Source organism: Ferruginibacter sp., assembly GCF_031391665.1.
In the GTDB taxonomy this organism is placed as follows: domain Bacteria; phylum Bacteroidota; class Bacteroidia; order Chitinophagales; family Chitinophagaceae; genus Ferruginibacter.
In genome coordinates this window covers 1-10978 of the sequence record NZ_JANMUN010000276.1, presented here as the reverse complement: position 1 = coordinate 10978, position 10978 = coordinate 1, and the positions used below count along the sequence as shown (strand labels likewise).

Genomic DNA, 10978 nt, shown 5'->3' with positions numbered 1-10978 from the left:
ATCATCACATGTTCTGCCTCGGTAAAATGAACATAATGATTATTGTTCCAGCTGGGCACCGGGTAAATTACTTTATCGCCTTTATCAACTATTGCACGAAAGGCTGCATAAATTAACGGCCTGCCGCCTGCAGCAATTAATATTTCGTTGGTGGAATAATCTATTCCTTCTCTTACAGAAATAAAATCAGCAACAGCTTCACGTAATTCTAAAATTCCATCGGCAGGCGGGTAAGTGGTATAATGATTTTTATAAGCGTTGATGATTTCGTTTTCTAACTCCTGCGGTATGGGGAAAACAGACGAATCAAAATCACCTACTGTAAAATTGTAAATTTTATTACCCTGTTTTATTTTTTCTTTTATCTCTGCACCAAGGCTAACAATTTCTGATCCTATTAAAGTTTTGGCTAAGTGGCTTAAATTTTCTGAACTCATAATCATCTTTTAATAAAAAGCAAAAGTAAATTTTAAACATGGGTAAAACAAAAAACCTGCTGAATGAATCCACTCAACAGGTTTTTGTTTAGTGAATGAATTTATTCAACTGGTTTATATGAATTAAAAATTTTCATCGGCGTTGCTTCTGCCAACTTTTGATAGGCCATCCACTTTGTTGTAAAAAAAGTATTGGCTTTTTCTATTGCCTGCGCTACTAATGTTTCGGCAACTTCTACCTGGTTTACTTCCTGTGCATCGGGTATTTTATTTTTTCCCAGTATTTCTCCCCTTGCGGCCTGCATTTTTTCGTTTACGGTTAATTGATAAACTGTGCCATAGCCTTGCTTTTCCTGCGGCTTACCAAAAATAAAATTGCGGATACTTTTTACAGAGTCTGCCATTGCTTTACCTGTTTTGCGTAAACTGTCAGCTTCTCTTCCTTCTATATTTTTTAACTGAGCTTCTATTTTTGCAATAGTTTCATCAGCTTCTGTTAAACGGTCAGTTATCTCTGTAAGTTTTAATGTACTTTTTTCTAAACGGTTTAATAAAACGATTTTTGCATCGTAAACATTTTTATCATTTGGCACATTAGGGTCGGCATTTACAACAATCATTGTTGAATCGGCTGCTGTACCTAAATTAACCACTACTTTATATGTACCGGGATAAACAGGCATTCCGAAATTTACCGGCTCCGGCGAATTTGGTTTTGGTTTTGCAGAACCCGGCTGACGGATACCTTTTGTTTCGTACCTCCAGTAGTTTCTGTTAAAACCACTGTCCGCTTTTATTTTTGTTGTTCTTATTAATTCATTGGTACTGTTATAAATTTTTACTATGGCTGAATCATTGGAGGAAGATTTTTTTCTGGTTGTGGTGTCTTTGCCTGAAATACCTGAAATGGAATTTCGGGGCACATCAACAAAAAAAGAATAGGAGGCTCCACGGTTCCTGTTCTGTCCTTCATACATTCCCCAGGTGCTCCAGTCATAACCCGGCGCAGATTTATAGATTGCTTGGTATGCTGTCGGCGCTTCAAATACGGTTAACGTTTTTGTAAATGCAGCACCATTATTGGCAGCAGCTTTTCTTAATGGTCTTATATCATCTAAAATATACATTGCCCTGCCAAAGGTTGCAATACATAAATCAGCTTCTCTTTCCTGTATTGCCAAATCGTAAGTGGATACAGCGGGGTAACCGTTTTTCCATTGCTGAAAATTGGTACCGTTATCAAAACTTACCCAAAGCCCCTGCTCCGTGCCGGCAAAAATTAAATTGGGTTCTGCAGGGTCCTGTATCATACATAATGCATAACCCTTTACTTTATTTTCATCGATCATCCGCTCCCATGTTTGTCCATAATTTTTGGTACGAAAAATATAAGGTTTAAAATCGCCACGGCGGTAATCGTTGCAAACTACAAATGCTTCTGCAGCATTATAGCGGCTTGCAGTAATTTGTGGTATCCATGCACCCAAAGGCATACCCGCAATTTTCCCTCTAAAATTGGCCCATGTTTTTCCGCCATCTTTTGTAAGCTGCACATTACCGTCATCGGTACCCACCCAAATTATTTTATTGTCTTTAGCTGATGGCGCAATACATAAAATAGTATTAAAATTTTCTGCCCCGGTAATATCAATCGAAAGCCCGCCATTATTTTCCTGGTTTTGCTGTTGCTTGTTATCGGTAGTTAAATCTGGCGAAATAGTTTGCCAGCTTAATCCTTTGTTGTTGCTTTTATGTAAAAACTGGCTGGCATAATAAATTGTTTTTGCATCTGTGGGGTCTTGTGCAAAAGCGGCGTTCCAGTTAAAACGTAAATACGTTTTTGCATCCGGAGTGGGTGGCTTAATTCTCATCTCTTCACCAGTTACCACGTTTCCTTTTTGTAATTCGCCTTCCTGGCTCATAGAATAAATCCAGTCATTATTTTCGGGATCCGGGGCTGCATCAAAACCATCGCCGCCTGATAAATTATTCCAGTAAAAATTTCTGATACTTCCGTTTGTCCACGTGTACGCAGGGCCGTGCCAGCTTCCGTTATCCTGCATGCCCCCCATAACATTGTAAGGAATTTTATTATCAACATTAATATGATAAAATTGCCCCACAGGAATTTGATCGCTGAAGATCCAGTTTCTTCCCCTGTCACGGCTAATGCCAATACCACCATCGTTACCATCAATTATAAAATTAGGATCGTTGGGGTTTATCCAAAATGCATGATGATCGGGATGAATGCCGCTGTAAGGAATTACTGTGCTGAAACTTTTTCCGCCATCTTCACTCATAGTTATTGTTTGGGTGATATTGTATAAACGGTTTTCATTTTTAGGATCAACTTTTATATCCTGAAAATAAAAAGCCCTGTTGGTAACATCCGTTTTATTGCTGTTTACCAGCTCCCACTTAAAGCCGCCATCATCAGTTTTGTATAAACCATTTTTTGTGGCTTCCACTAAAGCGTATATACGTTTAGGTTCGTTGTGAGAAATAGTTAAACCAATACGGCCATAATTACCTTCGGGCAAGCCTTCTTCCTTACCTAATTTTTTCCAGTTTTTCCCGGCATCATAAGTAATATATAAACCACTGCCCGGCCCACCACTGTTAAAACTGTAAGGCGTACGGCGGTGTTGCCACATAGCCGCAATTAATTTATTGGGGTTAGAGGGATCAATAATTAAATCGGCACAACCGCTGGTATCATTGGTGTGTAAAATTAAATTCCAGGTATCGCCGCCATCGGTTGTTTTGTAAACGCCACGTTCAGGATGTTCGGCATACGGATTGCCGATAGCTGCAGCATAAATGGTATTAGGGTTTACAGGGTCAATAATGATCCGGTGAATGTTTCTTGTTTTTTCAAGTCCCATCATTTTCCAGCTTTTGCCACCATCTAAACTTTTAAAAATACCACCACCAATGTTTACAGAGTTACGTGGATTGCCCTCGCCGGTACCCACCCACAACACCGAAGGGTTAGTTTGCTGCACTGCCACCGCACCAATATTTAAAATGGGTTGATCATCAAAAATGGGTTCCCATTTGGCGCCGCTGTTTTCGGTTTTCCAAACGCCGCCACTTGCTGTACCTAAATAAATTACATTGGGGTTACTGTATAAAGCATCAATAGAAGTTACACGGCCACTCATGCCAGCAGGACCAATACTACGGGCTTTTAAATTTTTAAATTGAGTAAGAGATATTTTTTGTGCAACTGAAACAGTGCTTAAAAAAGACAGCAATACCAGGCTGCACAATGCGTTAAAATTATTCATCAATATAAGTTTAGGTACATGAAGGTGCATAAAATTTACAGCTCTTACAAAATAATTATGCAAACGGAAAAAAAATCGCCTCCTTTAGTCAGGAAGCGATTTTTTCATTTACAGCCGTGCGTTAATTAAGCTTTGTTTTTGGCTGATCTGTTTTTAAATATTTATCTAAAAATTTCAACGTTTCTTCGGCAGCTTTCATCTGATTTTCTTTTTTTACAAAGCCATGCCCTTCATCAGGAAACAATACATATTCCACAGGGGTGCCATTCTTTTTTGCACCAGCCACAATCTCATCACTTTCCTGTTGTAAAACCCTTGGGTCGTTAGCACCCTGCAGCACCAGCAAAGGCGTTTTAATTTTATCAGTATTAAATAATGGAGAAATATTTTTTAACCTTGTTGAGTCTGCACCAAACGGGTCTCCCATTTCATCGTACAACGATTTTTTAAAACTTTCCCAATAAGGCGGCACATTTTTTAAAGTACGGGGCCAGTTGGCCACACCAAATAAATTTACACCTACTTTAAATTCTTCAGGATGAAAAATAATGCCGGCAAGGCTCATAAAACCTCCGTAACTGCCGCCATAAATTCCAATTTTAGTTTCATCAATATACTCCTGTTTTGCCAGCCATTTTTTTCCATACACACAATCCATTAAATCTTTATCGCCATGGTTGCGGTTATCCATTTTGTAAAATGTTTTTCCATAGCCGCTGCTGCCCCGGTTGTTTACTGCTAAAATTGCATAACCATGATTTACAAAATATTGAATGGATTGAGAATAGCCGGCCCTTGACTGTCCGCCGGGGCCGCCATGCACCCACACCAATGCAGGAATTTTTGCATCTTTAGAAGCGGTAAGCGGTTTGTAAAAAATTGCGGGCACATCAACGCCATCAAAAGATTTAAATCTAACCACTTCGGCATTAACCAAATCATCGGGGTTTATTTCATCGCTTAATGTTTTGGTTAATTGTTTTAATTGATTTTTTTCAAAATTGTAGTGCCATAAATTTACCGGGCTTTTATCGCTTGCAACAAATAATACCATATTTTTTTCTGTAGGAGAAATATTGACACCCTGCACATCGCCTCCTGTTATTTCAGGAAATTTTAATTGCTCGCCGCTTTTATGATCAAACAGTAAAACATTATTTCTTCCATCTTCATTAATACCAATAATACGGTACTTGCCATTCTGGCTAAGGCTCATGTAAGCAACATCCCAGTTGGTTTCAAAAAGTTTTTCTTTACTGCCCGAAGCAATAGTATATTTAACCAGATAAGTAAATTCTTTTCCTTCGTTGGTAGTGTAATAAAATGAAGAGTCATTTAAATCGAAAGCCATGGGGGAGTATGAAGCAATCCCGGTATCGGCAGAAATTTTTTTCATTTCTTTTTTAACATTATCCATCAGGTACATTTCGTTTTTATCTGTAGTAATGTTTTTGGTTAAAAGCAGGTATTGCTCATTGTAAGAAACGGTATTTACATCAAGGCCACTGTCGTTTTTATAAATTAATGATGGCACCCATTTGCCGGTATCCATTTTATAGAGGTCGAAAAATTTTGCATCACGTTTATTGCTGGTGTAATAAAGGTTTGCACGGTTTTTATCCCAACCGGCAAACGAAGCTTTTTCTTTTGCGCCGGGTGTAAGGTCTTTTACGGGTTGGCCGGGGCTTTGCAGGTATAAGTGATCATTTTCATTTCCACCCTGGTCGGCACTGTAAATAAATTTATCGGTGCCGGGCACATAATCGCTGCTGAAAAAAGATTCTTTGGCAGATTGGGTTAGCGGTTTCATACTGGTATCGGCCAGGGTAATTTCGTAAACATTGTAAATACCGGTTTCGTTATTGTTTACTAATATTTTAGTTTCGTCTTTATTAAAAGCGCCGCCGCTTATATTTTTTGTTTTATAGAGTTGCTGAATGCTGTATTGCTTTACTTCCTTTTTTGCAGGCGTATCACTGCTGTTACACGAAAATAAAAAAGCCACCAGGGCAATTACAATAATTTTTTTCATAATTAAAAAGTTTAGGTAAAAGAAAGGTAAGAAAGATAATAGTATCCTGCAACAGGAAAATGATGAAAGCAATAAATGCTTTTTTAAAGGAGCAGGAATATGTAAAGTTTGAATGTAGCTATTAGCTAATTTTAAAACTCCCCGGTGTAAAAAGGATAATTTTAAAAAAATAAAGTAGTTTTATAGCATAACTGTAAATTAAAAATAAAGAAATAGTATGAAAAAATTATTAGCTGCAGCTTTTATAATGGCTTGCCTTGCCGCCGGTAAAACAGGTATGAGCCAGCAAAAATTTGGTGTAATAAATACCAACGAAGTTTTTTCGATGATGGCAGAAACAAAGAAGGCTGATTCTTTACTGGAATCTTTTCAAAAAGCAATTACTGAAGATTATACTATTTCTCAAAGCGAATTAAATGCAGCGTATGAAAAATTTGTAAAGGACTCTGTAAAAATGACGTCTTCATTAAAAGAAATAAAAAGAACCGATCTGCAAAACAGGATCACTGAATTATCCCGTAAGGAAAAACAAAGCAATGGTTTGGTAGAAGCAGAAAGAGAAAAATTAATAAAACCCATCCGGGATAAACTGCTTGTGGCAATACAGGAAGTTGCAAAAGAAAATGGCTACTCACACATCGCCTATAAAGAACAAATGATAGTTTTTCCTGCAGCAGATGATATTACCGACAAGGTTAAAAAGAAGCTGGGAATTAAATAATTACTTTTCTACTTTTTTAAAATCTAATACGGTGCCATTAATGCAGTAACGTAAACCGGTAGGCGGCGGACCATCTTCAAACACATGGCCTAAATGGCTGTTGCATTTGCCGCAGGTTACCTCTGTCCTTTTCATGCCGTGTGTATTATCGGGGGTATAAATTATACTTTCTTTTGTAATGGGTTCAAAAAAACTGGGCCAGCCGCAACTGCTTTCAAATTTACCATTGCTGCGAAAAAGCGGGTTGCCGCAAACAGCGCAATAATAAGTGCCGGTATCAAAACTGTTCCAGTATTTTCCGGTAAAAGCCCTCTCCGTTCCTTTTTCTCTGGCAATATAATATACGTCTGTAGGTAAAGTTTTTTTCCACTCCGTTTCACTCTTTGTAACTTTTGCCGTATCTGCCGGCGTAACTACAAGATTATTTTTTTTAGAACTATCCATAATATTTTTTTTAGGTTGATTATTTGAAAAATTGCCACAACTGCTTAATAAAACAGCAAACAGTAATGAGATGTAAAATAAAAATTTCATAACTACTATACAAACCCGGGTCTAAAAGGTTTTAAAATATACGAAAAGCTGGCTGCGAAAGTTTTTAAGACTTTCTTGCAAATGTTAAGGGATATTTAAAGTTGGTATATTATATTTGCTATCTTCACAAGTACAGCGATAACTATGTTTAATTTAATATTATTTGGCCCGCCGGGCAGTGGTAAAGGAACGCAGAGCGAAAAACTAATTGCAAAGTTTGGGTTAAAGCACCTTAGCACAGGCGATTTGTTGCGTAGCGAAATTGCCAACCAAACCCCACTGGGCGTAGAAGCAAAAAAAATTATGGACAAAGGACAGCTGGTGCCGGATGAAGTGGTTATTGGTATGATAAGTTCTGCATTAGATGGTAACCCCAATGCAAAAGGTTTTTTATTTGATGGATTCCCCCGTACATCTGCACAGGCAGAAGCGCTGGATAAATTATTAGAACTTAAAAAAACATCCATAGCTATAATGCTGGCACTGAATGTTAGCGAAGAGGAATTGGTAAAGCGATTAATGAAACGTGGCGAAACCAGCGGCCGAAGCGATGATACTAATGAAAATGTTATAAGGGCAAGAATAACAGAATACCGCAATAAAACTGAAGTGGTGGCCGACTATTACAATAATTTTGATAAAGTGGTAATGGTAAAAGGCGAAGGAAGTGTGGATGATATTTTTGCAGCTTTGTGTAAAGAAATAGAAGCCCGAATGTAATAAACATAAAAATTATTTTAATAGCATCCGCCAAACGCAGGATGCTTTTTTTATTTTAAATTGTGCAGCTAAACTAAATATATGGATGCAGTAAAACTCGATTTTATACAAAACAAATTTGTACCATTAGTAAACGGCCTGCCTGCAGATGCAGTTGGTAAATGGGGCAAAATGAATGCACAGCAAATGGCAGAACATGTATCGGGCTTTTTTAAAGTATCATCGGGCAAACTGCATTTTCCGTTGGTAACCCCAGAAGAGCATTTACCAAAGTTTAAAGAGTTTTTATTAAGTGATAAGGAATTCAGGGAAAATACAAAAGCACCCACTTCGGTAATTGGAGAAGAAGCGTTGCCTTTACGCAGCAGTAATATGGCAGAAGCAGTTATCGGTTTGCAAAAAAGTATTGCTGAGTTTGTAGATTATTTTGCAGCTGATGCAAATATAAAAACTTTACACCCGGTATTTGGCGCATTAAATTTTGAAGAATGGATATTGCTGCATTATAAGCATGTGGTGCATCATGGAAAGCAGTTTGGGGTGGTGTAGAAAAATGTAATTCTTTGTTAATGATGATTATTAATTAAGTTTATAATTAAATTCTTCTCTTCCTGTTTCCAATTGAACTGTTGCATTTTTTGCAACAGTTGCCGAATAGGAAAGCTCTTCAGATTCAAAAATGTTTTTTAAGTGTCTGGAAATAACAGATTTGTCTCTTTCAAACAAATCAGAAATTTGCTTTAAGGATAGCCAAAAAGTATCGTTTTCGAATGTAACTTCTACCTGAACTTGCTTATCAGGATTTCTATAGCATTCATAATATTAAAATTAGATTTTTCTTTTCAATCCTTAGTTTTGTGCTAACAATAAAGCTATGAATAAATTACGCAACTACATAACCGGCAACTGGATTACAGGCGATGGCGAGGGACAACTTTTATACAACGCCGTTACTGCAGATATAATTGGTGCTGCAAGTACAAAAGGGTTAGATTTTAAATCGGTTACTGAATATGCAAGAACAGTAGGTAACCCTGCTTTACGCAAAATGACTTTTCATGCAAGAGGAAATATGCTTAAAGCATTAGCATTGCATTTGCGTAATCATTTAGATAGATTTTATACCATCAGTTATCAAAGCGGCGCTACCAAAGCAGATAGCTGGGTAGATATTGAAGGCGGAATCGGCAATCTTTTTGCCAATGCATCTTTAAGAAGAAAATTTCCGGATGAAGTTTTTTGCATAGATGGCGAAAGCCATAATTTTAGCAAGAATAATACTTTTATGGGCACCCATATTCTTACACCAAAAGAAGGCGTGGCCATACATATCAATGCATTTAATTTTCCGGTATGGGGCATGCTGGAAAAAATTGCGGTGAATTTACTAGCGGGTATGCCCTGTATTGTAAAACCGGCTACGGTTACCAGTTACTTAACCGAAGCTGTGGTAAAAGAAATTATTGCCAGTAAAATTTTACCTGAAGGAAGTTTACAATTACTCTGCGGCAGTGCCGGCGATTTATTAGATCATGTAACAAGCCAGGATGTGGTAACATTTACAGGCAGTGCAAAAACAGGATTGATGCTAAAATCCAATCCAAACATTTTAAAGGAATCAGTACCGTTTACCATGGAGGCCGACAGCTTAAATTGTATTGTGTTGGGAGAAGATGCGGCACCCGGCACAGCAGAGTGGGAAATTTTTGTAAAGGAAGTGCGAAGAGAAATGACTTTAAAAGCAGGGCAACGTTGCACGGGCATCCGCAGAATATTTGTGCCAGAAAATAAAGTAGAAGATATGTGGAAAGCGATTGCAACTTCTTTAGCACAAACAACAATCGGTAATCCGCTGAACGAAAAAGTAAGGATGGGTTCTTTAGCAGGAGAAACACAACGTAAAGAAGTTAGAGAGCAGGTGCAAAAATTATTAGCATCATCACAAATTGTTTATGGCAGTTTAGATAGCGTGGAAGTGATAGACGCCGATGCCAGCAAAGGCGCTTTTATTTCTCCCATTTTATTAATGAACGATAAACCTTTTGATGCAACAGCAGCCCATGAAGTAGAAGCCTTCGGTCCGGTAAGCACCATCATGCCTTATAAAAATATTGATGAGGCTATTGTATTAAGTAAATTAGGAAAAGGAAGTTTAGTTACTACAATTGTTACTGCAGATTATAGCATTGCAAAACAATATGTAGTGGGTGCAGCATCGCATCACGGAAGAATTTTAGTATTGAATAATGAATGTGCTAAAGAAAGCACCGGCCACGGCTCACCGCTGCCGTTATTAGTGCATGGCGGCCCGGGCAGGGCGGGTGGCGGCGAAGAAATGGGTGGCATACGTGGCGTAAAACATTATTTACAACGTACGGCTTTGCAGGGTTCGCCAACAACCATTACGGCAATCACCAATGTGTATCAACCCAATGCTGCAGGAAAAGATCCGGGCAAACATCCCTTTAAAAAATATTTTGAAGAGCTGCAAATTGGAGATCAAATTATAACTGAAAAAAGAATTATCACCAGTGAAGACATTGATAAATTTGCCGACCTGAGTGGCGATCATTTTTATGCCCATAATAAAAACACCGATTTTGCAGGCACTATGTTTGAGCAGCAGGTAGCACATGGTTATTTTATCATGAGTATTGCTGCAGGTTTGTTTGTTGACAGTTATGAAAAAAATCCAGTGCTGTTAAATTATGGTATTGATGAATTGCGTTTTACCAAACCTGTTTACCCCGGTGCAGAAGTATACATCCGCTTTACCTGTAAAGAAAAATTGCCCAACGATAAAAGGGTAATTGAAAAAGCTGAGGATTTTAAACGTGGCGATGATATTGAAAAAGGAATTGTAAAATGGCTGGTGGAGTTTTTTGATGAAACGGATGAAATTACCGGCGTAGCAACAATTTTAACAATGGTTAAGAAAAAAAATCAGTAACTTTTATAAAAATATTTTTATGTTACAAGGATACGTACAAAGCCATATAGAACATGGCATCAACACCATCGAATTTTTTCATCCGCAAAGCAACAGCCTGCCCGGAAAAATTTTAGAAGAGCTGGCAAAAGAAATTCATTTCGCAGGTATGCATGACGATACCAAAGTGATTATTTTAAAAAGTGCAGGTGATAAAACTTTTTGCAGCGGTGCTTCCTTTGACGAATTGATTGCTATAAAAAATGAAAGTGAAGGGTTAAAGTTTTTCAGTGGTTTTGCCCATGTTATTAA

The 10978-nt window shown here is 37.8% G+C and carries 9 protein-coding genes; 5 read left to right on the top strand and 4 right to left on the bottom strand.

Annotated features, from left to right (window positions below):
* The 3 genes from ACY651_RS21325 to ACY651_RS21315 all read right to left on the bottom strand — a co-directional run.
* A partial coding sequence (locus ACY651_RS21325; RefSeq protein ID WP_462255545.1) for an aminotransferase class I/II-fold pyridoxal phosphate-dependent enzyme occupies positions 1-437 on the bottom strand: 437 nt, incomplete at its 3' end.
* Between the two features lie 101 nt (positions 438-538).
* Positions 539-3730 carry a WD40/YVTN/BNR-like repeat-containing protein gene (locus ACY651_RS21320; RefSeq protein ID WP_462255544.1) on the bottom strand — a complete coding sequence of 1064 codons (3192 nt, stop codon included), beginning with the start codon at positions 3728-3730 and terminating at the stop codon, positions 539-541.
* A gap of 121 nt (positions 3731-3851) precedes the next feature.
* Positions 3852-5762: a S9 family peptidase gene (locus tag ACY651_RS21315; protein ID WP_462255543.1), complete on the bottom strand. Its 1911-nt coding sequence runs from the start codon at positions 5760-5762 to the stop codon at positions 3852-3854.
* A 217-nt stretch (positions 5763-5979) separates the two neighbouring features.
* Here ACY651_RS21315 and ACY651_RS21310 point away from each other — a divergent pair, with 217 nt between their 5' ends.
* Complete coding sequence (locus tag ACY651_RS21310; RefSeq protein WP_462255542.1) at positions 5980-6483, top strand: OmpH/Skp family outer membrane protein; 504 nt, start codon at positions 5980-5982, stop codon at positions 6481-6483.
* Here the strand turns inward: ACY651_RS21310 and msrB are convergent, their stop codons facing one another.
* A complete protein-coding gene (gene msrB / locus ACY651_RS21305) occupies positions 6484-6927 on the bottom strand; it encodes a peptide-methionine (R)-S-oxide reductase MsrB (protein WP_462255541.1) in 444 nt (147 codons plus the stop codon).
* Positions 6928-7161: 234 nt separating this feature from the next.
* On the opposite strand from msrB, the gene ACY651_RS21300 reads away from it, so the two are divergent.
* The 4 genes from ACY651_RS21300 to ACY651_RS21285 all read left to right on the top strand — a co-directional run.
* The gene (locus ACY651_RS21300) at positions 7162-7737 is read left to right on the top strand and encodes an adenylate kinase (RefSeq protein ID WP_462255540.1); all 576 of its coding nucleotides are present in this window, start codon (positions 7162-7164) and stop codon (positions 7735-7737) included.
* An 81-nt stretch (positions 7738-7818) separates the two neighbouring features.
* On the top strand, positions 7819-8286 hold the full coding sequence (locus tag ACY651_RS21295; RefSeq protein WP_462255539.1) for a DinB family protein: 468 nt from the start codon (positions 7819-7821) through the stop codon (positions 8284-8286).
* Between the two features lie 325 nt (positions 8287-8611).
* A complete protein-coding gene (paaZ, locus tag ACY651_RS21290; RefSeq protein WP_462255538.1) occupies positions 8612-10687 on the top strand; it encodes a phenylacetic acid degradation bifunctional protein PaaZ in 2076 nt (691 codons plus the stop codon).
* 19 nt (positions 10688-10706) lie between these two features.
* On the top strand, positions 10707-10978 hold a 272-nt coding region (locus ACY651_RS21285; protein ID WP_462255537.1), incomplete at its 3' end, for an enoyl-CoA hydratase/isomerase family protein.

Bases quoted from the DNA above. Each gene is read 5' to 3' on its own strand.
- msrB (WP_462255541.1), bottom strand. From the start codon at position 6,927: ATGGATAGTTCTAAAAAAAATAATCTTGTAGTTACGCCGGCAGATACG.
- ACY651_RS21295 (WP_462255539.1), top strand. From the start codon at position 7,819: ATGGATGCAGTAAAACTCGATTTTATACAAAACAAATTTGTACCATTA.
- ACY651_RS21315 (WP_462255543.1), bottom strand. From the start codon at position 5,762: ATGAAAAAAATTATTGTAATTGCCCTGGTGGCTTTTTTATTTTCGTGT.
- ACY651_RS21320 (WP_462255544.1), bottom strand. From the start codon at position 3,730: ATGAATAATTTTAACGCATTGTGCAGCCTGGTATTGCTGTCTTTTTTA.
- ACY651_RS21310 (WP_462255542.1), top strand. From the start codon at position 5,980: ATGAAAAAATTATTAGCTGCAGCTTTTATAATGGCTTGCCTTGCCGCC.
- ACY651_RS21300 (WP_462255540.1), top strand. From the start codon at position 7,162: ATGTTTAATTTAATATTATTTGGCCCGCCGGGCAGTGGTAAAGGAACG.
- paaZ (WP_462255538.1), top strand. From the start codon at position 8,612: ATGAATAAATTACGCAACTACATAACCGGCAACTGGATTACAGGCGAT.